The sequence below is a fragment of the Variovorax sp. ZS18.2.2 genome (genome assembly GCF_024701975.1).
Lineage (GTDB): Bacteria > Pseudomonadota > Gammaproteobacteria > Burkholderiales > Burkholderiaceae_C > Variovorax.
The window spans coordinates 48,338-72,296 of record NZ_JANLNM010000011.1; the positions used below are offsets into that span (position 1 = coordinate 48,338).

Annotated in this window: 27 protein-coding genes; 12 read left to right on the top strand and 15 right to left on the bottom strand. The window is 66.9% G+C overall.

Going from position 1 to position 23,959, the window contains the following annotated elements:
• Positions 1-187 precede the first annotated feature (187 nt).
• A complete protein-coding gene (locus NU688_RS30250) occupies positions 188-1,138 on the bottom strand; it encodes a LysR family transcriptional regulator (protein ID WP_257864541.1) in 951 nt (316 codons plus the stop codon).
• Positions 1,139-1,242: 104 nt separating this feature from the next.
• Here NU688_RS30250 and pcaD point away from each other — a divergent pair, with 104 nt between their 5' ends.
• The 4 genes from pcaD to NU688_RS30270 all read left to right on the top strand — a co-directional run bounded on the left by pcaD (position 1,243) and on the right by NU688_RS30270 (position 3,840).
• Positions 1,243-2,037 (top strand): 3-oxoadipate enol-lactonase, encoded by a 795-nt coding sequence (gene pcaD / locus NU688_RS30255; protein WP_257864542.1) that lies wholly within the window; start codon positions 1,243-1,245, stop codon positions 2,035-2,037.
• A 30-nt stretch (positions 2,038-2,067) separates the two neighbouring features.
• The gene (locus tag NU688_RS30260) at positions 2,068-2,403 is read left to right on the top strand and encodes an SMR family transporter (RefSeq protein WP_257864543.1); all 336 of its coding nucleotides are present in this window, start codon (positions 2,068-2,070) and stop codon (positions 2,401-2,403) included.
• Positions 2,404-2,409: 6 nt separating this feature from the next.
• Positions 2,410-3,216, top strand: coding sequence for an APH(3'') family aminoglycoside O-phosphotransferase (locus tag NU688_RS30265; protein ID WP_257864545.1), 807 nt, complete (start codon positions 2,410-2,412; stop codon positions 3,214-3,216).
• A 243-nt stretch (positions 3,217-3,459) separates the two neighbouring features.
• Entirely contained in the window at positions 3,460-3,840 is a 381-nt protein-coding gene (locus NU688_RS30270) for a helicase SNF2 (RefSeq protein WP_176656667.1), read from the top strand.
• A gap of 98 nt (positions 3,841-3,938) precedes the next feature.
• On the opposite strand, the gene NU688_RS30275 is transcribed toward NU688_RS30270, so the two are convergent.
• Both NU688_RS30275 and NU688_RS30280 read right to left on the bottom strand, forming a co-directional pair.
• Positions 3,939-4,328, bottom strand: a complete 390-nt coding sequence (locus NU688_RS30275) for a DUF427 domain-containing protein (protein WP_257864546.1) — start codon at positions 4,326-4,328, stop codon at positions 3,939-3,941.
• 187 nt (positions 4,329-4,515) lie between these two features.
• A complete protein-coding gene (locus tag NU688_RS30280; protein ID WP_257864547.1) occupies positions 4,516-4,833 on the bottom strand; it encodes a multidrug efflux SMR transporter in 318 nt (105 codons plus the stop codon).
• An 89-nt stretch (positions 4,834-4,922) separates the two neighbouring features.
• On the opposite strand from NU688_RS30280, the gene NU688_RS30285 reads away from it, so the two are divergent.
• Positions 4,923-5,282 (top strand): helix-turn-helix domain-containing protein, encoded by a 360-nt coding sequence (locus tag NU688_RS30285; RefSeq protein ID WP_257864548.1) that lies wholly within the window; start codon positions 4,923-4,925, stop codon positions 5,280-5,282.
• Between the two features lie 69 nt (positions 5,283-5,351).
• Here NU688_RS30285 and NU688_RS30290 read toward each other — a convergent pair whose 3' ends face one another.
• The 4 genes from NU688_RS30290 to NU688_RS30305 all read right to left on the bottom strand — a co-directional run bounded on the left by NU688_RS30290 (position 5,352) and on the right by NU688_RS30305 (position 9,491).
• Complete coding sequence (locus NU688_RS30290) at positions 5,352-6,221, bottom strand: class I SAM-dependent methyltransferase (protein ID WP_257864549.1); 870 nt, start codon at positions 6,219-6,221, stop codon at positions 5,352-5,354.
• Positions 6,222-6,299: 78 nt separating this feature from the next.
• Complete coding sequence (locus tag NU688_RS30295; RefSeq protein ID WP_257864551.1) at positions 6,300-7,259, bottom strand: substrate-binding domain-containing protein; 960 nt, start codon at positions 7,257-7,259, stop codon at positions 6,300-6,302.
• A 43-nt stretch (positions 7,260-7,302) separates the two neighbouring features.
• Entirely contained in the window at positions 7,303-8,376 is a 1,074-nt protein-coding gene (locus NU688_RS30300) for a sugar phosphate isomerase/epimerase (RefSeq protein WP_257864552.1), read from the bottom strand.
• Positions 8,377-8,432: 56 nt separating this feature from the next.
• Positions 8,433-9,491: a LacI family DNA-binding transcriptional regulator gene (locus NU688_RS30305; RefSeq protein ID WP_257864553.1), complete on the bottom strand. Its 1,059-nt coding sequence runs from the start codon at positions 9,489-9,491 to the stop codon at positions 8,433-8,435.
• Positions 9,492-9,659: 168 nt separating this feature from the next.
• On the opposite strand from NU688_RS30305, the gene NU688_RS30310 reads away from it, so the two are divergent.
• On the top strand, positions 9,660-10,325 hold the full coding sequence (locus NU688_RS30310; RefSeq protein WP_257864555.1) for an FABP family protein: 666 nt from the start codon (positions 9,660-9,662) through the stop codon (positions 10,323-10,325).
• Here NU688_RS30310 and NU688_RS30315 read toward each other — a convergent pair.
• Positions 10,295-11,440, bottom strand: a complete 1,146-nt coding sequence (locus tag NU688_RS30315) for an aromatic ring-hydroxylating dioxygenase subunit alpha (protein ID WP_257864557.1) — start codon at positions 11,438-11,440, stop codon at positions 10,295-10,297. The genes NU688_RS30310 and NU688_RS30315 overlap by 31 nt on opposite strands.
• A gap of 104 nt (positions 11,441-11,544) precedes the next feature.
• Positions 11,545-12,456, bottom strand: coding sequence for a LysR family transcriptional regulator (locus tag NU688_RS30320; protein ID WP_257864559.1), 912 nt, complete (start codon positions 12,454-12,456; stop codon positions 11,545-11,547).
• 88 nt (positions 12,457-12,544) lie between these two features.
• On the opposite strand from NU688_RS30320, the gene NU688_RS30325 reads away from it, so the two are divergent.
• From NU688_RS30325 to NU688_RS30340, 4 genes are all read left to right on the top strand, one after another.
• Positions 12,545-13,936, top strand: a complete 1,392-nt coding sequence (locus NU688_RS30325; RefSeq protein WP_257864561.1) for an acyclic terpene utilization AtuA family protein — start codon at positions 12,545-12,547, stop codon at positions 13,934-13,936.
• A 130-nt stretch (positions 13,937-14,066) separates the two neighbouring features.
• Complete coding sequence (locus tag NU688_RS30330) at positions 14,067-14,444, top strand: hypothetical protein (protein WP_257864562.1); 378 nt, start codon at positions 14,067-14,069, stop codon at positions 14,442-14,444.
• 45 nt (positions 14,445-14,489) lie between these two features.
• Entirely contained in the window at positions 14,490-15,455 is a 966-nt protein-coding gene (locus NU688_RS30335; RefSeq protein WP_257864563.1) for a tripartite tricarboxylate transporter substrate binding protein, read from the top strand.
• A 76-nt stretch (positions 15,456-15,531) separates the two neighbouring features.
• Complete coding sequence (locus tag NU688_RS30340; RefSeq protein ID WP_257864564.1) at positions 15,532-17,628, top strand: alpha/beta hydrolase domain-containing protein; 2,097 nt, start codon at positions 15,532-15,534, stop codon at positions 17,626-17,628.
• On the opposite strand, the gene NU688_RS30345 is transcribed toward NU688_RS30340, so the two are convergent.
• Positions 17,629-18,417, bottom strand: a complete 789-nt coding sequence (locus NU688_RS30345; protein ID WP_257864565.1) for an NAD(P)H-dependent oxidoreductase — start codon at positions 18,415-18,417, stop codon at positions 17,629-17,631.
• Between the two features lie 92 nt (positions 18,418-18,509).
• Here NU688_RS30345 and NU688_RS30350 point away from each other — a divergent pair, with 92 nt between their 5' ends.
• A complete protein-coding gene (locus tag NU688_RS30350; RefSeq protein ID WP_257864566.1) occupies positions 18,510-19,403 on the top strand; it encodes a LysR family transcriptional regulator in 894 nt (297 codons plus the stop codon).
• Positions 19,404-19,428: 25 nt separating this feature from the next.
• Here the strand turns inward: NU688_RS30350 and NU688_RS30355 are convergent, their stop codons facing one another.
• The 4 genes from NU688_RS30355 to NU688_RS30370 form a co-directional block, all read right to left on the bottom strand.
• A complete protein-coding gene (locus tag NU688_RS30355) occupies positions 19,429-20,130 on the bottom strand; it encodes a phytanoyl-CoA dioxygenase family protein (RefSeq protein ID WP_257864567.1) in 702 nt (233 codons plus the stop codon).
• A 203-nt stretch (positions 20,131-20,333) separates the two neighbouring features.
• Positions 20,334-21,311, bottom strand: a complete 978-nt coding sequence (locus tag NU688_RS30360; RefSeq protein WP_257864568.1) for a tripartite tricarboxylate transporter substrate-binding protein — start codon at positions 21,309-21,311, stop codon at positions 20,334-20,336.
• A gap of 76 nt (positions 21,312-21,387) precedes the next feature.
• Positions 21,388-21,840 (bottom strand): heme-binding protein, encoded by a 453-nt coding sequence (locus NU688_RS30365; RefSeq protein WP_257864569.1) that lies wholly within the window; start codon positions 21,838-21,840, stop codon positions 21,388-21,390.
• Positions 21,837-22,286, bottom strand: coding sequence for a nuclear transport factor 2 family protein (locus tag NU688_RS30370; protein WP_257864571.1), 450 nt, complete (start codon positions 22,284-22,286; stop codon positions 21,837-21,839). The genes NU688_RS30365 and NU688_RS30370 overlap by 4 nt, the downstream gene beginning before the upstream one ends.
• A gap of 111 nt (positions 22,287-22,397) precedes the next feature.
• Here NU688_RS30370 and NU688_RS30375 point away from each other — a divergent pair, with 111 nt between their 5' ends.
• Positions 22,398-23,237, top strand: a complete 840-nt coding sequence (locus NU688_RS30375; protein ID WP_257864573.1) for a FadR/GntR family transcriptional regulator — start codon at positions 22,398-22,400, stop codon at positions 23,235-23,237.
• 106 nt (positions 23,238-23,343) lie between these two features.
• On the opposite strand, the gene NU688_RS30380 is transcribed toward NU688_RS30375, so the two are convergent.
• Positions 23,344-23,826, bottom strand: coding sequence for a hypothetical protein (locus NU688_RS30380; protein WP_257864575.1), 483 nt, complete (start codon positions 23,824-23,826; stop codon positions 23,344-23,346).
• Positions 23,827-23,959 lie beyond the last annotated feature (133 nt).

A 23,959-nucleotide genomic window follows, 5' to 3' on the forward strand; every position in this document is an offset into this window, starting at 1 on the left:
GGGCGAAGCGGTCGTCGGTCCGTGCGAACTGAATGATCGTTCGTGGGCCGACTGCAGCCACCTGCCGCAAGAGCCAACCGCGTGATTCTCGGCCCTCAGGGGGCAAGAGCGGATGCATCTCGAACCCTGGACATCGTACGAAACAATCGCGCTCGCTGGCTGTGTGCTGCCGCCCGATTGAGGCGGCCTACCGGCGCGTGCGTGGCTTTGCACGCGGCGCAGCTTTGCGAGGACCGAGCGCGCGGTGCAATGCCGGCGCCTCCTGCTGGATGTGATCCCACAACCGGTTCGCGATCGGCCCCTGCGGCCGGTCCCGGCGCCGCGCCGCCACCAGCTCTTCGGTGCTGCCGGGCAGATGGCGCCCGGCGATGGACCGCAGCAGGCCGTCGCGCAGCTCGTCCTCGATCAGGAAGCGCGGCATGTGGCCCCACCCGAGGCCCTGCAGGATGATCTCCTTCTTCATCGACTGGTCGGCCACCGTGCATTGCGGCGCACCCTCGACCATGAAGTAGTCCTGCTGCGGTGAATGTCGCGCCGTGTCGCGCATGACGCATTGCGTGAACGCGCGCATCCGATCCGGCGTGATCGCGCGCGGCGTTGGCTCCGGCAGCAGGCCCGGCGCCACCACGGGAATGAAGGGCACCTTGCACAGGTCCACCCATTCCACGCGCGCGTCGCTCTTGTCGACGCGGTGCAGGATCACATCGGCCTCGCCGTCGAAGAGCCGCTCCCACGGACCGGCGACCGCCTCGAAATGCAGGTGCAGGCGCGTGCCCGGGCACTGCGAGAAGAACCGGCCGAGCATGCCCAGCACCTGAGGGCGTGGACACAGGTCGCCGACGACCACGTGCAGTTCGCTTTCCTCGCCCATCGCGAGCTGCGCGGCGTGGGTGCGCAGGCCTTCCAGTTCGCGCAGCAGCGACTGCGCCCGGCGATGAAACGAGAGCCCGGCCTCGGTGGCGCGCACGCGATAGCCGCTGCGGTCGAGCAGCACGAGATCGAGTTGCCGCTCCAGCTTGGCAACGGCGGCGAACACGGCGGGGTGCGAGCGATGCAGTGCCGTCGCGGCAGCCTGAAAGCCTCCGGCACGGACCACGGCATCGAAGCATTGCAGGTCGTGCAAGGTGAATTCGGTCATGTCAGCTTTGACTACAGAGATTGACTGATCTTTGTAATATCTTTGTGGAAGAGCCGCAACTACGATTTGCTTCATCGACCCATCGAACAGAAAGCGAGCTCTCCATGACCCACAACCTGAATTTCGTGAACGCCGGCGACGGCGCGCCCATCGCATACCGCATCGACGGCGAAGCCGGCAAGCCCGTGCTGGTGCTGTCCAACTCCATCGGCACCACGCTGCGGATGTGGGACACGCAGATCGAAGAGCTGTCGAAGCACTTCCGAGTCCTGCGCTACGACATGCGCGGTCACGGCGCTTCGGGCGTTCCTGTCGGTGCCTATTCGCTCGACCGGCTCGGCCGCGACGTGATCGAACTGCTCGATGCGCTGGGCATCGAGCGCGTGCACTTCCTCGGCCTCTCGCTGGGCGGCTTCGTCGGGCAGTGGCTCGGCGTGCATGCACCCGAGCGGATTGACCGGTTGATCCTGAGCAACACCTCGCCTTACCTCGGGCCGAAGAAGCAATGGGACGAGCGCATCGCCGCCGTGCTGCAGGCGCCGGACATGTCAGAGACGGCCGAGGTCTTCCTGGCCAACTGGTTCCCCGCGCGCATGCTCGCGGCGAAGGAGCCCGTTGTCGAAACGTTCCGCGCGATGCTGCTGGCCACGGACCGGCAAGGCCTGGCCGGCTCCTACGCAGTGGTGCGCGATGCAGACCTGCGCCGGACCATCGCGCTGATCGAACGGCCCACGCTGGTGATTGCCGGCCAGCACGACACGGTGACGGCCGCAAGCCACGGCGAACAGATTGCCGCGACCGTGCCCGGCGCCAGGCTGGTCGTGCTGCCCGCGGTGCACCTGTCGAACATCGAATACCCGGCGGAGTTCATGCAGGCGGTGCTGGGGTTTCTGCGCTGAGTTCGCGCGATGGGCGTTTAGAGTCCTTCGATGGCTCTTACCTACATCTATCTCGCGGTCGCCATCGTCGTCGAAGTGCTGGCGACCAGCTTCCTCAAAGCCTCCGACAGCTTCACCCGGCTGTGGCCCAGCGTGGCCACGGTGGTGGGCTATGCGGTGTCGTTCTACTTTCTGTCGCTCGCGCTGCGGGTGCTGCCCACCGGCATCGCGTATGCGATCTGGTCGGGCGTGGGGATCGTGCTCATCTCGGTGGTGAGCTGGCTGTGGTTCGGCCAGTCGCTGGACGGTCCTGCGATTGCCGGGCTGGGGTTGATCATCGCGGGCGTCGTGGTGGTCAATGTGTTCTCGAAATCGGTAGGGCACTGACGCCGAATGGACGCCGCGAACCTGTTGCCCCAACTCCCGCTCGGCAAGACCTGGATTCGCGCCAGTGAAGGCGAGTCTGGAGATGCGGTTTTCCGACGCAGCGACGGTGCTGCGTTCGCGAAGGTTTCATTCGGCGAAGGCGCTGGGCAACTCGACGAAGAGCGCCTTCGCACCGAGTGGCTCGCGCCGTTCGGCCTCGGGTCCGCGGCGGTGCTGGACTGGCACGCGTCGAGCGACGGCGCATGCCTCGTGACGCGCGTCGTGGCGGGCGTGCCGGCCAGCGATCTCACAGCGGTGGAACTGCTTCAGGCGTGGCCATCCATCGCCGAGCGGGTGAGGGCACTGCACGAAATTCCGGTGGGCGATTGCCCGTTCGCGCGCAGCCTCTCGGCGATGTTCGATCGCGCCACCGATGTCATCGCGCGGAATGCGGTGAACCCCGATTTCCTCGACCCCGAACACCAGGCCATTCCACCGTCGGTGCTGCTGGATCGCCTGCGTGCGGAGCTGCCGCAGCGGTTGAAGCAGGAAGCAGATGACTTCGTGGTCTGCCACGGCGATGCGTGCCTGCCGAACTTCATGGTCGACCCTGAGACGCTGCGCTGCACTGGCCTCATCGACCTCGGACGCCTCGGAACGGCGGACCGCTACGTCGACTTCTCGCTGCTGCTCGCCAACGCGCGCGAGACCTGGACGGACGCCGGGCAACCGCTCGCGGCGCGCAGGTCGCTCTTCGAGGTCCACGGCATCGCCACCCCTGACGACGAGCGCCTTGCCTTCTATCTGCACCTGGACCCCCTGACCTGGGGATGACGGCTGTCGTGGCCGCGCAAGCCACGATTGTTTCCCGGCTGTGAACACCGCGGTTCCTTTTGCCAAGGGTTTTTACCTAGATGGCGGCGCACAATTCATCTCACGGACCAGCCACACAGTTGATCCGAGTGAACAGGGCCCCGAGCGAGGTGGCCGCCCCCGGAGGGACGGTGACCCACCCAAGACCGGTTCGTAATCAACCAAGCAAGAACTTGAACTTGAACTGAACTGAAGGAAATCGAAATGAATGCCTCCAAGCTCCTCTCCGCCGTTGCTGTTGCCCTGATGGCCGTTGCCGGCGCCGCTCACGCTGAAACCTATGAAGGCGTGCAGCAAGTGAACTCCACCGTCAGCCGCGCCGATGTCGCCGGCCAGGCGGTGGTTGCCGCTCGCAGCGCGAACCCGTACGCCACCGGTGCCAATGCAGGCCCTGCGCAAGTGTTCGTCTCCTCGACCAGCCGCGCCGCCGTCCGTGCCGAAGCCGCCGTCGCTGCACGCAGCGAGAACCCGTATGCCGAAGGCGCCTCGTCGCGTGTTGCACCGGTGCTGGCAAGCGGTGTGGACCGCGCCACGGTGCGTGCCGCAGCCCGCGCCGCCGCTCGTGGCGACGCACTGCCGCTGTAATCGACTGAACCTCGCCTTGAACGGCGAGCGAACGTGCAAAAGCCGGGCCCTGCGAAAGCGGGGCCCGGCTTTTTGTCTGTCGACTCGGGGGGCGGAGGCTAGACGATGCGCTCTTCGATCGGCCCCACGCGGTCCGGATAGAAGGCCACGTGGTCCTTGATCTGCGAGACTGAGTCGTAGGGCGCCTCGTAGGTCCACACCGCATTCACCGAGCGCTCGCCGCCCGCGGGAATGCTGTAGTAGTTGGCCTCCCCCTTGTAGGGGCAGTAGGTGGCGTGGCGTGTGCGCTCCAGCAGCGACATCTTCACGTCCTTGCGCGGGATGTAGTGCACCGTTCCGAAGTGCGACTCGCGCAGTGTCAGCGCCTCGCGCGTATCGGCGACGACGCAACCGTCGACCGATACCACCACGCGGTGCGGATTGCGCGCGATGGTGATGGCATGGTCGGGGCCGGGGATCTTGATGGTTCGTTCTGCAGTGGCGAACATGAGGCAGGCTCCTTCGGTCAGATCGGGGTGACGGCAAGAAATCGGCGGACGGGCATCTTGCTCCCATGTCGTGACGGTTTGAAGCCCCCTGAAAATCGGCCCAGTGCCGGAGTGGTTAAAGACCCCCTGCCCTCGTCGATAACGAATACCGAAGTTCCAAATTCTCGGCCTTGGCGGGTCTTTCGCATCAGGCTTCGGTGAGCCGCAGCCCGACCGAGCCCGCAACGACCAGCACGATGCAACCCAGCCGCGCCGCGGAGAGCGCCTCGCCGAACCACAGCACGCCCATCAGCACCACGCCGACCGAGCCGATGCCGGTCCAGATCGCATAGGCCGGGCCGAGCGGTAGGTAGCGCAGTGCCTTGGCCAGCAGGAAGATGCTGATGAGCGCGGTGAGCACGCCGAGCACCGAAGGCACGAGCCGCGTCCAGTCCTCCGATTGCTTGAGCGCCGCGGCCATCGCGATCTCGACGAGGCCTGCGGCCAGTAGAAAAATCCATCCCATGAAAGACTCCTTGTTGCTTGCGGGAAAAGAGCGAGACCCGATACTTCCCGCCACCTCCCTCCACAACAAGTACGCACCTTCTGGTAACCATGGGAATCGAAAAGCCGTCGTCGAAAACGCTCGCGCCTGTGGCAGACGAAGCCGAAGCGCCGGCCAATGTGTGGAACGCCGGCTGCCCCTCGCGCCGCGTGCTCGAACTCATCGCCAACAAATGGGCGCTGCTCGTCATTCCGCTGCTGCGCGGCAAGCCGCAGCGCAACAACGAATTGCTGCGCCAGGTCGGCGGCATCTCCCAGAAGATGCTCACGCAGACCCTGCGCGACCTGGAGCTCAACGGGCTGGTGCTGCGTGACGACCGGCAGACGGTGCCGCCGCATGTGGAGTACCGGCTCAGCGCGCTCGGCCTATCGCTGAGCAAGACGCTGCTGGCCGTGGACCGCTGGGCCTAGTCGAACCATGCGGAAATCGACAGGGCGCAGGAAGAAGCGCGCGCACGGTTCTAGCGTGCCGCCCGCCGGTCAATGCGACGGTCGCCGCGGCTTCACGAACTTCAGCGTCATCCGGTCCGACTCGCCGATGGCCTGGTACTTCGCACGATCGACCTCGCCGCCGCGGAGCGTCGGCGGCAGCGACCAGACGCCATTCGCATGCTCCTTGGTGTCGCGCGGATTGGCGTTGACTTCGCTGCTGCCCGCGAGTTCGAAGCCTGCCGCCTTCGCACGCTCGATGACGAAGTCCTGCGGCACGTAGCCGCTGGCGATGACGCGCGCCAAGCTCGTGCCGGCCGGCGCGCGATGCTCTTCCACGCCGAGCACGCCGCCGGGTTTGAGCACGTCGTAGAAGGCGCGCAGGCTTTCGTCGAAATGACCGTCCTCGATCCAGTTGTGGATGTTGCGGAAGGTCAGCACGGCATCGGCGCCGCCCGGCGGGCGGATGTCGGTGAAGGCCGAGGTCGGCATCGTGCCGAGCACCACGCGGCCATACACCTTCGGGTCGCGCGCGAGCTTGTCACGGAACGCCGTGCGGGCGCGTTGCTGGCCGGGCGTGCCGTCGGCGGGTTCGTGCGCGGCGTAGAGCCGGCCGTGGTCGTGCAGATAGGGCGCGAGGATTTCGGTGTACCAGCCGCCGCCGGGTGCGATCTCGATGACCGTCGAGTTCGGCCGGATGCCGAAGAAGGCAAGGGTTTCGAGCGGGTGTCGTGCACCGTCGCGTGCGCGGTTCGCAGGAGTGCGTTGTGTGCCGTCGACGGCCATGGACAGTGCCGCGGTGGCCTTGGGCGGCAGGGCGTCCGCGGCTTGTGCCTGAACGCCGCCGGCCATGCACAGGAGCGACAACAATGCTGCGGCAGCGGCCGAGCGCCGCAGCGAAGGAAGGGTGGGGAGGGTCATCGCCGGATCATGCGGGGAAATGCCCCATCGGCGCGATCGCGCCCTGAACAAGTCCCCGCACGCGCCCCGGCAATCCGCTCAGAACGGCGAATCGGGGAAGTAGTACTTCGCCGCGTTCTCCTTGGTCACCAGCACCGACGGAATGATCGTGGTGGCCGGCATCGCACCGCCTTCCACGCGCGCCTTCGCCGTGAGGTTCATCGCGTCGGCGATCATGCTCGGCGCGTAGGTCACGTCGGCCGAGACGATCTTGTCGCCGTCCATCACCTTCTTGATGTAGCCCTTGGCGCCGGCACCGCCCACCACCAGCTTCACGTCGTCGCGCTTGGCCTGCTCGATGGCCTTCTGCACGCCCACGGCCATGTCGTCGTCGGAGGCCCACACCGCATCGATCTGCTTGAAGCGCGTGAGGTAGTCCTGCATGACCTTGAACGCGTCGTCGCGGTTCCAGTTGCCGTGCTTGGCATCGAGCACCTTGATGCCGGGGTTGGCCTTCATCACTTCGTTGAAGGCATCCACGCGCTGGTTGTCGATCACCGTCGGAATACCGCGCAGGATGACGACGTTGCCCTTGCCGCCCATCGTCTTGGCCATGTACTCGCCCGCGACCTTGCCGAAGCCCGGGTTGTCGCCGGCCACGTAGGCGCTCTGCGCGTTCGGGTCGGTCAGGCCCCGGTCGACCACCGTGACGAACACGCCCTTGGCCTTGACCTGCGCCACTGGCTTGGTGAGCGGCGCCGATTCGAAGGGCAGGATGACCAGCGTGTCGATCTTGTTGACCGTCTGCAAGTCCTGCACCTGGTTGGCCTGCTCGGTGGCCGAGCCCGCGGTCTTCACGAACACCTTCATGCCCGGGTACTGCTTCTCCAGTTCGGCCTTGGTGCGGTTGGCCCAGTAGACGACGCCGCCGGTCCAGCCGTGCGTGGCGGCGGGCACCGAGACGCCCATCACCGTGGCCTTGTTCTGGGCCAGTGCGGGCACGCTGGCGAGCGCGCACGCGGCCAGTGCGATGCAGGTAAAGATTCTTCGATTGGTCATGGTCTCTTGTCTCCTTCGTTGTAGATAAAGCTGACTCGTTGGGTTATTTCGCCGTGGTCTTCTCCAGGCCCAGCATCCGGCGAAGCTGCTGGGTATCGGTCTCGGCGCCCGCGAAGTCGTCGAAGGCTTTCTCGGTCGTGCGGATGATGTGGCGGCGAATGAACTCCGCCCCCTCGGCCGCGCCGTCTTCGGGGTGCTTCAGGCAGCACTCCCACTCGAGCACGGCCCAGCTGTCGTAGTTGTATTGCGCCATCTTCGAGAAGATGGCGCCGAAGTCGATCTGCCCGTCGCCGAGCGACCGGAAACGGCCCGCGCGGTTCACCCACGGCTGGAAGCCCGAGTACACGCCTTGCCGTCCGGTCGGGCGGAACTCCGCATCCTTGATGTGCAGCGCCTTGATGCGGGAGTGGTAGATGTCGATGAACTCGAGGTAGTCGAGCCGCTGCAGCAAAAAGTGCGAGGGGTCGTAGTTGATGCAGCAGCGCGGATGGTTCTTCACGCGCTCCAGCAACATCTCGAAGGTCACGCCATCGAACAGGTCTTCGCCCGGATGCAGCTCGAAGCAGACGTTGCAGTCGGCGTCTTCGAAGGCATCGAAGATCGGGTGCCAGCGCTTGGCGAGCTCATCGAACGCGGCCTCGATCAACCCGGCAGGACGCGGCGGCCACGGATAGAGATACGGCCACGCCAGCGCCCCCGGAAAACTCACGTTGCTCTTGAGCCCCAGGTTGCGCGATGCCTTCGCGGAGAACAGCATCTGCTCCACCGCCCATGCCTGCCGCGCCACCGGGTTGCGCCGATAGGCCTCGGGCGCGAAGCCGTCGAAGGCCTCGTCATACGCCGGGTGCACCGCCACGAGCTGGCCCTGCAGGTGCGTGCCCAGCTCGGTGATCTCCACGCCGTTCTCGCGCGCCACGCCGGCTACTTCGTCGCAGTAGGTCTTCGATTCGGCGGCCTTCTTCAGGTCGAAGATGCGCGCGTCCCACGAGGGAATCTGCACGCCCTTGAAGCCGAGCCCGCCGGCCCAGCGCGTGATCGATGCCCACGAGTCGAACGGCGCGCTGTCGCTGGCGAACTGCGCGAGGTAGATGCCCGGGCCCTTGATGTTGGTGGCCATGTGTCGACGCTCCTGCAAAAGTTTTCTTCAGTGGGAGGAGGGCAGCGCCACCGCGTTCACGGCAGGTTGTCCTTCAGGTAGATGTCGATGCGGATGCGCTCCTGGTCCGGATGCACCGGCTCGCGCGTGAGGCGGGAAAGGGCCAGGCGCAGGGCAGAGCGGATCTCGTGGCCTGCGTCCTGGTTGATGACCGCGGCCATCGTGCCGTCGAGCAGGTCGGCGCGCGCGGCCGGCGTGAGTTCGTGGCCGACGAAGACGATCTTGCCCGCGCGTCCGCTTGCCTTGAGCGTGGCCGAGATGCCCGGGTTGCCCGCGCCCACGCTGTAGAGCGCCACCAGCTTCGAGTGCGCGGCCAGGAGGCGCGCCGAGAGTTGCCGCGCGAGCTTCGGGTCGTCCTTGCCCTCTACTGGCGGCAGCACGCGCAGGCCCGGGTACTCCGCCGCCATCACCTGGCTGAAGCCCAGGCTGCGCTCCGCATGGTCGCGCAGCGACAGGCTGCCCACGATCACGCCGACCTCACCCTTGGCGCCGCCCGAGAAGCGTCCGACCAGCGTGCCTGCGGTGCGGCCGGCCGCCACGTTGTCGATGCCCACGAAGTGCTGGCGCTGCGACTTCGGCACGTCAGACACCAGCGTGATCACGGCGATGCCTTGCGCCACCAGCTTGTCGATGGCCGTCTGCACCAGCGGATGGTCGAGCGCCATCACCACGGCCGTGTCGCACTGGCTGCGCAGCGCGAGGATGCGACGCGCGAGGCGCTGCGGCTCGAAGACGTCGACCTGGTGCGTCTGCGCGCTCACGCGGTGGTCTTCCATCCAGCCGCTGCTGCCCGCGATCTGCTCGCGCAGCATCTCGATGAAGGTGTTGTTGCCCGAGGGCAGCAGGAAGCTCACGCGGTGCGGATGCGGCCGTGCGAGGCGGGCGGCCGCGGGGTCGGGCCGGTAGTTCAGCCGCTCGACGGCTTCATGCACCTGCGCGATCGAGCGCGCGTGCACGCCGGTGCGTTTGTTGAGCACCCGGTCCACGGTGGCCAGGCTCACGTCGGCTTCGCGCGCCACGTCGCTGAGTGTGGCCCGTCCGGTTTGCAGGGGGTGTCGCTGGGTGCTGGAGGGCATGGGCGGATTTTGAGGTGCGTACCTCATTTTGATGTGGGGGGAAACCCGGGAAGGGGGTTGGGGCGGGTATGTCTTGCTTCCTGGGAGGGGGAGCGCTGGAAAGTCTGGCGGCCGGACGCCCTCTTTTGGCGATACTTCGGCCCGTCACACCCAGATCCAGGAAAAAACATGGCCGATTATCCCCACGACATCTACACAGAACCCGAACCCGATCCGCACACGCTCTCCAACCTCGGCCCGCTTACCGGCCTCGCCGGCATCTGGACCAGCGCCGTGGGCCACGACGTGGCGCCAGGAGAAGACGGCCCCGAAGCGGAAGCCTACGTCGAGCATGCCGAGTTCCAACCCATCGATGCGCAGACCAACGGGCCGCAGATCTTCTACGGGCTGCGCTACCACGTGCGCATCGTCAAGCCCGACGAGGTCGAGAGCTTTCACGACCAGGTCGGCTACTGGCTCTGGGAGGCCGCCACCGGCACGGTGATCCAGACGCTGACGATTCCGCGCGGGCAGGCCGTCATGGCCATGGGGCACGCGGCGCCCGATGCGAAGTCGTTCAAGCTGGAGGCGGTGCGCGGCGCGGTGACCAACGGCATCCTGTCGAATCCGTTCCTGGAGCACGCGTTCAAGACGCTGCGTTACGACATCTCCGTGACGATCCACGACAACGCCAGCTGGTCGTACGAACAGGTGACGCTGCTCGATGTGCTCGGCAAGCCGGAGCCCTTTCGCCACACCGACCGCAACACGCTGCACAAGATTGCAGAGCCCACGCCGAACCCGACCGCGCGCGCTGCGCTGGCTCAGCTGATCGCCGCTTCCACGTCCGCGTGAAACTTCGCCGAGCACCACTCGGTGGCGCCGAAGTAGAGCGAGGCCTGCGCGCCGCTCGCCAGCGTTGACTGCGCCGACACGCCGAGCGCGAAGTCTTCGTCCAGCGCGCCCCAGAACGATGCGACGTTCTTGCGCCAGTAGTTCGTGGCCTTCTCGCTCTTCGGCAGCTCGGGAATCAGCGTGCTCGCGATCACGCGCGAGCGGCCGGGCGCCTCGGGCAGCACGGTGAAGGCATTGGCGTGGTCGCCCTCGTGCAGGACGAAGGTGGCCGGGAAGAAGAAGTAAATGATGTTCGAATGCGGGCCGACCTGCCACTCGCTCGAAGGCACTTCGCGCAAGCCTTCGATGCTGCGCTTGGGCAGGAAGAGGCGGTGATGCTGCCGGTCGTGGTCGGCCATCAGCAGGTTGTCGTAGAACAGCGCCGCGATGCTGTTGCGGTGCGCGTACTGGAAGTGATAGGTCTCCAGGTTGGCCTCGAACGGAATCTTCCAGTTCGCCGCGTTGTCGAAGGCGTGCTGGTGAAACGGCACCCAGCGGTCGTAGCCCCATGAGCGCAGGTCGGTGCAGAAGCGGCCTAGCCATGCATCGATATCGATCTCGGCGCTTTCACCCTCGGCCACCGCGCGGGGCACGACCCACACGAAGCCCAGCGCCTCCGCCACCGGCACGCGCGCGAGACTGCAATCCGAAGCCGGCGCATGCGGAAAGTCTTCGCCCGAGGGGCGGCCGCGCAATGCGCCGTCGAGCCCGTAGGTCCAGCTGTGGTACGGGCAGACGAGCGCACGCTGGTTCGACAGGCCCGCCGGCTTGAGCCGCGCGCCGCGGTGCCGGCAAGCGTTGATGAATCCATTGAGCTGGCCGTCCTGCGCGCGCACGAGCAAGAGCGGCAGGCCGGCGACGTCGATGGCGAACGAATCGCCTGCGTTGGCGAGCGAGGCCGAAGGGCAGAGTGCGAGCGGATGGCGGCGGAAGATGCGCTCCACCTCGAGCTCGTGGCGTGCCGGGTCGAGGTAGCGCGATACGGGACTCACGGCTGGTTCGCCGCGCTCGCTGCCGCCGTTTTCGATCAGCGCGAGTGCGCGGCGGATCAGTGCGATCTGTTCTTCTTGCTGCATGTGCGGTTGTCTCCGTGCAGGGGTGGGTGAGCCCATTGTGTCGAAAGGACCGCACAGAGGCTTGCATCAACTGGTCGAGTTGCCCCGTTGCCAGATAGGCGGATTCAGTCCAGCCGCAAGGACCCCAGCCGCGCGACCACAAGGTCATGCAGCGTCTGCGCCGCCACTGAGAGGCTGCCCTCCCGCCGCTGCACCAGATACAGCGTGCGCGTGAGCGCCGGCAGCGGCAATGGCCGCGTCACCAGCGTCTCGCGCCGGAAGTGAAAGAGCGTGAGCGCCGGCACCACACTGATGCCGAGCCCTGCCTCCACCAGCCCCATCACGGTGGCCAGGTGCTCCACCTCGAACACCGCGTTCAGCCGCAGCGGGTGCAGCGCCGCGTCGAGCGCCTGTCGCACGCTGCTGTTGCGCGCCATCTGGATGAAGGGCCACGGCGCGATTTTCTTCACCGTGAGGCGCGCCTCGTGCGCGAGCGGATGGTCGGCGCGGCACACGAGGTGGAAGCGATCGGTGCAGAGCTTGCGCGCGCGCAGGTCGCTGTCGGCCGCCGCGCCCGAGGCCGCGAGCGCGAAGTCGGCCTGGCCGCTGCGCACCAGTGCCACGCAGGCATCGGACAGCGCATCGTCCAGGTCGATGCGGATGCCGGGCCAGGCCTGCATGAACTCCGCGAACACCGCCGGCAGCCAGCCCGCGGCCAGCGAGGGCAGGGCTGCGACGCGCACGCGGCCCTTGCGGCGCTCCACGTGGTCGGCCAGGTCGCCCATGGCGCTGCCCATGTCGTCGAGCAGGCGGCGTGCCGAACTCTCGAAGAGCCGGCCTTCGGGCGTGAGCTGCACGCTGCGCGTGTCGCGGTCGAAAAGGCGCGTGCCGATGGCGTCTTCGAGCGTGCGGATCAGCGCGCTGAACGCGGGCTGCGACAGGTGGCTGGTCTGCGCCGCGCGCGTGAAGTTGCGGTGCTCGGCCAGCGCGAGAAAGGCGCGCAATTGCCGCGTGGAGAGGTCGGGCGTCTTTCTCATGTCTCTAGCCTTCTTATTTGAAATGCAGATCAATTGATCCGGATTTTCGATTTTACGGATCGCAACCCTTTGCCTACATTGCACCTCGATGAATGCCCAATCACTGCCCCCTTTGTTGATCGGCTGCGCGGCTGGTTTCTCCGGCGACCGCACGGATGCGGCCGGGCCGGTGGTCGATACGCTGATCGCGCGGCTCGCCGGTGCGCCGGCCGGGCAGCGCGCCTTCCTGATCTTCGAGACGCTGGCCGAACGCACGCTGGCACTCGCGCAACTGCGCCGCCGCGACAACCCCGAGGCCGGCTACGAGCCGCTGCTCGATGCGATGCTGCGGCCGGTGCTCGCGCGCTGCCTTGCGCATGGCATCCGCATCGTGAGCAACTTCGGCGCGGCCAATCCGCGTGCTGCGGCGCGGCATATCGCCCGCATGGCGCGCGAACTCGGAGCCGCTGAGCCGCACATCGCTGTAGTGGAGGGCGATGACCTCTCGGGCTCCGAACATCGCGCGCTGCTGAAAGACGCACTCGGCGCGCAGGTCGAGGGCTTGCGCGTCGTCAGCGCCAACGCATACATCGGCGCCGAGCCCATCGCCGCCGCGCTCGATGCGGGCGCGCAGATCGTCGTGTGCGGTCGCGTGGCCGACCCGTCGCTCACCGTGGGCCCGGCCATGTCGCACTTCGGATGGCGCGCCGACGACTGGCACCGCCTCGGCCGCGCCACCATGGCGGGCCATCTGCTCGAATGCGGCGCGCAGGTCTGTGGCGGCTACTTCGCCGACCCGGGCTACAAGGACGTGCCGGGGCTCGAAGCCGTGGGCTTTCCGATTGCCGAGATCGACGCCGACGGCCACTGCACCATCGGCAAGGCCGACAACACAGGCGGCCTCGTGAGCGAAGCCACGGTGAAGGAGCAACTGCTCTATGAAGTGCACGACCCGAGCGCCTACCTCACACCCGACGTGATCGCCGACATCGCCGAAGTCGAGGTGCGCGCGCTGCCCGGCAAGGACCGCGTCGAACTCTCCGGCGTCCGCGGCCATGAGCGGCCGAGCCACTACAAGGTCAACGTCTGCCACGAAGGCGGTTGGCTGGCCGAGGGCGAAATCTCCTATGCCGGCCCGCGCGCCGAAGCCCGAGCCCGGCTCGCGGCGGACGTGCTGCGCAAGCGGCTCGATGGCCTCGCCCTGCGCGTCGACCTCATCGGCGCGCTGAGCATCCTCGGCGATGACGCCGGCCGCGCGCTCGCCGACACGCCTGACACGGGCCTGCGCGACGTGCGCCTGCGCGTCGCGGCCACGCACGAAGACCGCGCACAGGCCGAGCGCCTGGCGCGCGAAGTGATGGCGCTCTACACCTGCGGCCCCGCGGGCGGCGGCGGCGTGCGCACCGCGCTCACGCCGCGGCTCAACACGCTCTCGTGCCTGCTGCCGCGCGACGCGGTGCCGGTGCGGTTTGAATTAATGGATGCGGAGGACTTGGTATGAGCAGCGTGTTGGTATTGGCTCCTTCTCCCGCTTGCGGGAGAAGGCGGGGGATGAGGGGGCATGCAGAGGCCCTGGGAGGCACCCTCACCCCAACCCTCTCCCGCAAGCGGGAGAGGGGGCAAGGCCGCGTATGAACCACCCGACGTCAGGGCTCGACTCGCTCATCGAAGTCCCCCTCTACCGCGCAGCCCACGGCCGCACCGGCGACAAGGGCGACCGCTCCAACATCAGCGTGATCGCATGGCGCGCCGAGTTCTATCCGCTGCTGCTCGATCAGCTCACACCCGAGCGCGTGGCCGCGCAGTTCCGCCACCGCGCGCCATCGCACGTGCAGCGCTTCGTGCTGCCCAGGCTGCACGCGATGAACTTCGTGCTCGACGCGGTGCTCGACGGCGGCGTCAACGATGCGCTGAACCTCGATGCGCATGGCAAGGCGCTCTCGTTCCTGCTGCTCGACATGCCGATCCAGATTCCTCGCGCGCTCGAACCGCTGCTCGCGGGGTCGTAGCGACGGCGTTCCCTTTTTCTTACTCATCCATCCGGAGACAAAACAATGAAACGATTTCCCCTCGCCGTACTGACCACGGCGCTCGCGCTGGCCCCGTTGCTGGGCCATGCACAGGCCTTCCCCGAGAAGTCCATCACCTTCGTCGTGCCGTTCGCGGCCGGCACCGCCACCGACCAGATCGCGCGCGCGCTCGGCAACAGCATCACGGCCGAGACCAAACAGCCCGTCATCATCGACAACAAGGCCGGCGCGAGCGGCTTCATCGCCTCGCAGAACGTGGCCAAGGCACCGGCCGATGGCTACACGGTGCTCATCACCACCAACACCACGCACGCCGCCAACGAGCACCTGTTCAAGAAGCTGCCTTACGACCCGGTGAAAGACTTCGCCCCCATCGCCGCGCTCGGCAAGGGCGGCCAGATCATGGTGGTGAACCCCTCGTTCCCCGCCAAGACCGTGGCCGAGTTCATAGCGCTCGCGAAGAAGGAGCCGGGCAAGTACAGCTTCGGCAGCGGCAGTTCGTCCAGTCGCATGGCCGGCGAACTGCTGCAGCAGATGGCCGACATCAAGCTGCTGCACGTGCCCTACAAGAGCAACACGCTGGCCGTGACCGACCTGCTCGGCGGGCAGATCCACATGATGATCACCGACACCGCCACAGGCCTGCCGCAAGTGAAGGGCGGCAAGCTGCGCGCGCTGGGCATGTCGAGCGCCAGCCGGTCGCCGCTCGCGCCCGACGTGCCCACCATTTCCGAGGCCGGCGTGAAGGGCTACGAGATGGGCTACTGGTTCGCGGCCTACGCGCCCGCGAAGACACCGCCCGCCGTCGTCAAGCGCTTGAACGAACTGCTCGTGAAGGCCGCGAAGAGCGAGTCGGCGAAGACCTCCTTCTACGAACCGACCGGCACCGAGGTGTTTACTACCTCGCCCGAGGAGCTGGCGAAGTTCCAGGCCGGCGAGTCGCAGAAGTGGGGCCGCATCGTGAAGGCGGCCGGCATCGAGGCCGAGTGATGTCCACGCGCTGATGCGCACGCCGTAGCGGAGATCGGCGCCGCGCAATACAGAACACCACAACAGGAGACAAACCATGAAACGCTGGAGCCTTGCGGCTGCCACGGTGGCTTCGGCCGCCCTTTTTCTGAGTGCCTGCGGCGGAAGCGGCGGTGGAGGCGGGGGCTTCGTGCTGCCGCCCTCCGCCGGAACGCCGCCACCCGTCACGCAACCCCCGGCCGCCACCGCGCCGAAATTCAGGCTCGCGATCAGCAAGACCGAAGACGTGCCCGGCACCTTCGGCAGTGCAGGCGCCTACGAGAAGATCAGCGGCACCTTCACCGGTGAGGTCGACCCGAAGGACGCGCGCAACGCGATCATCCAGGACCTGCAGCTCGCGCCGCTCAACGCCAACGGCAAGGTCGAGTACGCGTCGGACTTCGTGCTCTTCAAGCCCAAGGACATGACCAAGGCCAGCGGCGTGCTGCGCTACGACGCGCCCAACCGCGGCAACATCGTGAACCTCGATCCGTACTTCGCCGCGCGCGGCTACGTGTTCCTCACGGCCGCATGGCAGGGCGATGTGCCCGCAGCCGCCGGCAAGCTCACGCTCAACGTGCCGGTCGCGAAGAATGCCGATGGCAGCACCATCACCGGCCCCTACCGCGCCGAGTTGCTGCCCACGGTGGCGACGAACGATTCGCTGCCGCTGCCCGGCGGCCCGTTCAACGGCGCGATGCAGGCCTACGCGACCGCGAGCCTGGACAACACCAAGCCCGGCTATGTGCTCACGCGCCGCATCAACGAGGGCGATGCGCGCCAGCTCATTCCCGCGAGCGAGTGGAAGTTCGCCAAGTGCGCCGCGGGCACGCCATTCCCCGGCACGACCGACGAGACCAACGTGTGCCTGAAGGACAAATGGGACCCGGCCTACATGTACGAGCTGGTCTACATCGCGAAGGACCCGAAGGTCATGGGCCTCGGCCTCGCCGCGCTGCGCGACATGATCACCTTCTTCCATCGCGACGCGAGCGATGCGGCAGGCACGGCCAACCCCGTGGCCGCGGCGATCAAGAACACCATCGCATCGGGCGTCTCGCAGTGCGGCAACTTCATGAAGACCTTCGTGCACCTGGGCTTCAACGAGGACCGCGCGGGCCAGAAGGTGTTCGACGGCGTGTTCGCGCAGATCGCGGCGCGGCAGACCAACATCAACATGCGCTTCTCGATCCCCGGTGGCGGCGGCGGCGTGCGCACCGACCACACGGCTTTCGGCCAGGCCGGCACGCGCGGTCTTTCGAAGGACTACGTGGACGACGTGGCCCAGCGCCGCGGCGGCATCCTCTCGCGCTGCGAGGCGAGCGGCACCTGCCCCAAGCTCTTCATCGGCTTCAGCGGCACGGAGTTCTGGACCTTGCAGGGCTCGCCGCTGCTCACCGATGCATGGGGCACGGCAGACCTCGCGCAGCCGGCCAACGCGCGCATCTACTACTACGCGAGCACGCACCACCTGCTCGGCCTTGCCTCGCTGCCAGGCGCAAGCGCCGGCGCGCTCTACACGACCAACGCGAACACGAGCGTCATACCCGTCGTGCGCGCGCTCTACCAGAACCTCGAGGAGTGGGTCGTGAACGGCACCACGCCGCCCGACAGCCAGGTGCCCAAGCTCGCGAACGCCACGCTGGTGCGCCCGGCGCAGGTCAAGTTTCCGGCCATTCCGGGCGCGAACTACACGGGCCTGGTCAACACCTATTCGCTGCTCGACTGGGGCCCGAACTACCGCCCGCAGGACGAGACCGGCATCGCCACCCAGGTGCCGCCCGCATACCTGGGCCGCGACTACGCGATCCTCGTGCCGCAGGTCGATGCGGACGGCAACGACATCGCCGGCATTCGCAGCCTCGACGTGGTCGTGCCCGTGGGCACCAACACCGGGTGGAACTACACGAACAAGCCGGGCACGATCGATCAGGCAGGGCTTTTCGGCGCGTACTTTCCGTTCGTGAAGACGACGGCACAACGCGCCGGGACGACCGATCCGCGGCTCTCGCTGCAGGAGCGCTATACGAACCAGGCGGGCTATGTTGTAGCTGTGACCAACGCGGCCAACGACCTGGTGGCCAGGCGCTTCATGCTGCGCGTCGATGCCGATGCGGCGATTGCGAACGCGGCGGCCAACCCCGTGCTGCCCTAGTCAATCCGTCGTGTTCGCCACATGCGCCGCGAACCCGGTGCGGCCCGGCGCGATGTCGGGCCGCAGGGTGAGGGCGGGAATCTCGTAGTCGCCCGCGTTCTGCGGCCGGAATGCGATGGGCGTCGTCGTCCACAGCGCATCGAGCCGCTCGCCGAGGTCATCGGTGATCCGCGCATAGGCCGCGTCGTCGACCTTGCCCGTGCGGTACACCACAAAGGGCGGCAGCACCTCGAAGCCCGGGTAGTAGAGGATGCCGTGGTGAATGGGAAACAGCAGCTCGTCCATCGGCCCGTTGATGCCGCGCGGGCTGTAGTGCGGCGCCCAGCCGCCAGTGGTCACCACCAGCATTGCGCGCTTGCCCGCCAGCGTGCCTTCGCCGAAGCGGTCGCCCCAGTGCGTGTCGGAGTGCTCGCCGATGCCGTAGGCAAAGCCATAGGCATACACCCGCTCGACCCAACCCTTGAGGATGGCGGGCATCGAATACCACCAGAGCGGAAACTGGAAGATCACCGCATCGGCCCACAGCAGCTTGGCCTGCTCGCCGGCGATGTCGCCCGGCTGCGTGCCGTCTTCGAAGGCGCGCAGCGAATCGAGCACCGGATCGAAATGCGCGCCGGGCTCGACGTGCGAGAAGTCCGCCGCATCGAGCGGCGCCTTCCATTGCATCGCGTAGAGGTCGGAAATGCGCACTTCGTGCCCGGCTTGCGTGAGGCGCTCCACCATGAAGTTTTTCAGAGAGCCGTTGAGCGAGCGGGCTTCGGGGTGAGCGTGGACGAGGAGGACTTTCACGGTTGAATTGCCTGTGGAATGAAGAACATGCCCGCAGGTTAGGAGCGGTGGCGATATATTGGAAATGAATAGTTCGAATTCCAGCCATTGCCATGAACAATTTCAACCGCCTCGACCTCAATCTGTTGATCACGCTCGACGTGCTGCTTGCCGAGCGCAACGTCACTCGCGCCGCCGAGCGACTGAACCTCTCGCAGCCCTCGGTGAGCGTGCAGCTCGCCAAGTTGCGCGAGGCTTTCAATGACCCGCTGCTGGTGCCCGCGCAACGCGGCATGCGGCCTACGGCGCGCGCCGACGAGTTGCGCGAACCGCTGCGCGAAGCGCTGGAGTCACTGGGCCGCGCGGTGGCGCCGACCAAGCCCTTCGACCCCGCCGAAGCGACCACCACTTGGCGCGTGGCTGCGGCCGACTACGCCGAGTCGGCGATCTTGCTGCCGGCGCTCGCCGGGTTGCGCAAGGCGGCGCCGAACACGCGGCTGGCCGTGGTGGAGGCGGTGCCTTCGCGCATGGCGCGTCAGCTGGAGCATGGGGAGATCGATCTGTTCTTTCACACGAGCGTGGGCGCACCGGCGGGGCTGCATCGGCGGGTGCTGTTCAACGAGCGCTATGTGCTGGCGGGGAGGGCAGGGCATCCGCGGTTGAAGCGCCGGCCGACACTCGCGCAGTTCTGCGCGATGGAGCACGTGGTGGTGTCGATGAGCGGCGGCGGCTTCGTCGGGCCGACGGATGATGCGCTGGCGCAGATGGGACTGGCGCGGCGCGTGGCGCTGTCGGTGCCGCACTTTCTTTTCATGATGTCGGTGCTGGCCGAGACCGACATGGTGGCGATGCTGCCCGAACGGCTGGCGCGTGGCGCGCCGGGATTACGCGTGGTGGAGGCGCCGCTGGAAGTGCCGGGGTATGAGATGGCGATGCTGTGGCATGAAAGGCGGCATCGGGATGCGGGGCATCGGTGGGTGAGGGAGTGGATTGCGGGGAGTTTGTAGCCGGCTCCACGCGCCGGAGATGTCTTCAGGTATTGAGAAAGCAGCGAACCGTTGCCATCATCCGCACGTTCTTCGTCGCGTTGACCGATGGCGCGTGCAAGAGACGCAGGTCAATCAGGAAGACATCACCGGCGCGTCCGGACATCTCGACGATGTCGATGCCCAGTGGCTGAAGACTGCGCTCCAGGTCCCCCGGCGTCTTCAACACTTCACGGAGTCGAGAGGCCGAAGGCCGCCCCAGCGTGTCGACGCGATGCGATCCGGCCAATGCCAAGGTGGCGCCGCCACTGGGCGTGACGTCGTCGATCAGGAAGAAGGCCTGGACGCCCGGTAGCGGGTCCTGCGGTCCTGCCGCGATGTCGACATGCCAGTTCAATCCTTCGAGCGTCGCAGCTCCTTGATTGGGCGGTGACAGCAGCAGTTGCGTGTCCTGGATGGCGGACGGCGCGCGCCCGCCCAGCCGGGTGACGCACTCGATGAGATCCGGTGTCGCCAGCGCCGCATGCAGGCCCGGGACCTTCACGAGCGCTGACAGCTTTCCGATCTGCTGGAAGAGAGGGAGTCTTTGGAGCGAACCCGACAGGCTCTTTCCCCCGGGCAACGCCTTCAACCGCTTGAGCTCGTCAAGCAACTTCTGCCTGATGCCCGCTACCTGCTTCTTCGGATGGAAGCCTTCCAGCCGCAGATACCCCTTGTCGATGAAAAAGTCGGTTTGAGATGATTTCATTGCTTGAAGCTGCCGCGGTTCGTCAATGAAATTCGGACCGCGTGGGGGCGAGGATACAAGCGCTGCGGAGGCGGCTCGCCAGCTTGAGGTCGCGTGCAGCGCGCAGACCCTGCATGACGAGGCGCAGAGGCCGTTCGCGAGTTCGCGACACAGCGCTGGCTCACCGTGCAGGCACTGCCGCACCCCGCCCGTTCCAACCGGTGTCAGTCGATCGCGGTGTACCCGACCTGCTTGACCACCGTGCCCCAACGCTCGGTGTCGGAGCGCAGCAGCGAAGCGAACGCCGCCATCGGCATCGACTTCGGTTCCATCCCGATCACGGCCAGCGTCTCGGCGGCCGCGGGCTGCGCCAGCGCAGCGACGACGCGCGCATGCAGCGCCTCCGCCACGGCATCGGGCGTTGCCGCGGGCGCGAACAGTCCGAACCAGGTCGACGACTCGATCTCCTGCAGGCCCTGTTCCCGAAAGCTCGGCACGTTGGGCGTGAAGCGCGAGCGTTTCGCTTCGGAGGTGCCCAGGATGCGCAGCTTGCCCCCGCTGGCAAGCGGCATCAGATCGGTCAGTACGCCGACACAGGCGGCGATCTGTCCACCTGCGGCGTCTTGCGCCGCGAGGTTGGCGCCCCGGTAGGGAACGTGCGTCAGCTCGATCTTCGTGACGCGAGCGAACATCACGCCGGTGAAATGCAGCGTGGAGCCGGCACCCGAAGTCCCGAAGGCCGCCAGCGCCGGATTGGCCTTGCACCAGCGGGCGAAGTCGCGCATGTCGCGCACGTCGGCCGGAACGGACGGGCCGACCGCCAGCGCGATCGGCACCTTGCACAAGGCAGCGATGGGACGGAAATCGGTCAGCGGCGCATAGGGCAGGTTGCGGTACACGTGCGGGTACATCGTCAGGATTGCGTCGGGCGTGGCGAGCAGCGTGTGCCCGTCGGCGGTGGCGCGCTTGACGTACTCCGCCGCGAGCCGCCCGCCGGCGCCCGTGCGGTTCTCCACGACGTAGTTGAGCGTGCTGAGCGTGAGCTGGTTGGCTGCCAGGCGCGCAACGCTGTCCCCGGAAGACCCGGGCGGGAAGCCGCTGATGACGCGGCCATAGTTCGTGCTCTGTGCGCGGCCGGTGGGCAATGTCAGTGCGCCCATGGCCGCTGCGGTCGTTGCGGCGAAGCGCCGTCGGTTCAGCATGCTTGTCTCCTCGAAGTTGTCTGTTCGCTTGTTTTTTGTTTGCCTGCCTGCGATCGGCCTGCGCGGGCCTCGGATCTCAGCCAGGATCGGCGTGCCATCCAGCGGCCTTGATGCCGGCGAGCGCGCAGTCTTCGTCGTTGTCCGGCAGGTCGCCGCTGATGCCTACCGCGCCGACGACGTCGCCCTCTGCATTGCGCACGAGCACACCGCCCGGCACGGGCACCATGCGCCCTTCGGATGTGGCCGCCAGCGCCGCATAGAAGCCCGGATGCGCCTGCGCGCGCTCGGCGAGCGTGCGGCCGCCCAGTCCCATGCCCAGCGCGCCCCAGGCCTTGCCGATGGCGATCTGGGGCCGCAGGATGCCGGAGCCGTCCTCGCGCTGAAAGGCAACAAGATGGCCGCCCGCATCGAGCACGGCGACCGTGAGCGGCTTGAGCTGCAGGCTGCGGCCCCGGGCCAGTGCGACGTCGACGATGCGCGATGCGGACGCAAGGTCGAGGCGACCCGATGGGTTTGCGGTAGCGCTCATGTTGCGAAAGCCAAGGCGCGTTCGACGCGGCGCGACGCGAAACGCCAGCGGCCGTCGGAGTCCTTGACGAAGGTGTCGGCCATGTCGTTCACCCGGACCTGCATGGCCTGGCCTTCGCCGGGCTGCTCGTAGGTGACCTGCACGGCGGTGGCAACGATGTGCGCTGGCAGTGCGCGCTCGATGCGCAGGTTCGACCAGACATGGCGCGTGCGGCGGCCGGGCCGTGCCGCGCGGCGCAGGCAGTCGTCGGCAATCGCCTGCTGGCCGTTCAGGTCGAGTCCACCGACGTGCAGCGTGCCATCGGGCGAAAACAGTTCGCCAAGCGCCGAGCCATCGCCACGGTCGGCGTGCCACGCGAAGTCGGTCAGCAGTCGTTCGATCGCCGCCTGGTCGGCGGTGGGGAGTTGGTGCGTTGGCACAGGTTCCTGGGTCGATGTGGATTGCATGTCTGGGCGTCGGGATTGCGGCATAGGATCGGGTCGGAATGCACCTGGGCAATCCGATGAAAGTCACCAGGTGACTTGGTAAAATGTAGTCATTGAGAACACAGAAGTCAAATGCCCGAAACGCTCCCCTCGACCGCCGCCGCCCCCTGGACGCCCCAACGCATCGAGCGCGGCAATGCAGCCGATCAGATCGTTCAGGAACTGCGGGCGCGGATCCTTTCCGGCGCTCTCGCTCGCGGGGCGCGCCTGCCCACCGAAAAGCAACTCGCCTCCGGCTATGGCGTGAGCGGTGCAACCGTGCGCGAGGCTGTGCGCGGCTTGACGACATTGGGATTGATCGAGGTCCGGCACGGCAGCGGCGCCTATGTGACGGCGCGCCTCGATCAGCTGCTGTCGGCGCCCTTGCACTCGGTGATCGAGCTCGAGCAGGTCGGCATCACGGAGATCTTCGGCGTGCTCGGCGCACTCAACGCACATGCCGCCGAAACGGCAGCGCGCCATGCGACAGACACCGAGATTGCCGCCATGCGCCAGGCGCTCGAAGCCATCGAAGAGGCCACCGACCGCGATGGCGTGTCCGAAGGGTTGGCCTCCTTTCTGGACGCGCTCGCACTGGCCTCCGGCAATCCCTTGCTGGTGGTGCTCTGTCGCTTTCTCTCGCGCATCCAGATCGACATCGCGCGCGAGCACTCGGGCGAGACCTTGAAGGACTGGCGCCGCACCGTGCGCAAGCTGGCAACCGAGCGGGCCCGGCTGGTCGACGCCATCGAAGCGCGCACGCCGGAGGCTGCGTCAGCCGCAGCCCGCGCGTATCACGAGCGGGCGCTGGCAGTCATCGGTTCCTTGCCCCGTTCGAGCAGCGTACGGATCGACGATCCGATGCTGGCGCGTCTTTTTCAAACCGCGCACGGACGGGATCTTCGAGCGCCCCGGGGACCGATCCGCCCGTGACATCCCGAGGGCCGGACGCTGCAGGGCGTCATCGGGAAGCACCAACAACAAAGCCTTGCAGGCCAACGACCTGCAAGGCTTTTTTTGCCGGAGCGTGACCGGCGACCTACTTCCTGCGCCCCTGCTTGCTGAACCCCTCGTGGTCGGTGTGCGAGACCTTCTCGCCGGCCGAGCACTGGCTGCTGAACGTGACCTTCTGCGAGTCGCCGTAGTAGGTGGCGTACAGGTGCCACAGCTGGCCGTCCAGGCCGAAGGTGATGTGCAACTGGTAGTTGGAGCCCGAGCGCGCGTTGCCCGTTCCCACTTGCTCGACCCACTGGTGCAGGCCCTTGACGACGATCACGTCCCGCGCATCCGAGTTCACATAGTCGCCCAGCCTGCTTGCGCCGGGGCCGCCCGGATGGCAGTTCTGCGCGCCGGGGCGCGCGAACAGCTCCTTCATCTTGGCTTCGTTGTTGTAGTCGTCGATCAGCATCTTGTCGTAGCTGAGACTGGGGTTCAGCCCCAGCAGGGCCGTGCTGTTCCAGGCCCTGTGGCCGGTGTAGTTCCGGTAGAGCAGGTTCGTTCCATCGTGGAAAGTCACGGACATCACGACACTCCAATGAAGCCGAAAGTGTGGATTCTTGTCGTGTTCCTTTCGCGGATGAAGTCGTCCAAACGGCCTATCTCCAACTGCCCGCAGGAGACGCAGGTTCATCAGGAAAACGTCACTCTTTGCCGGC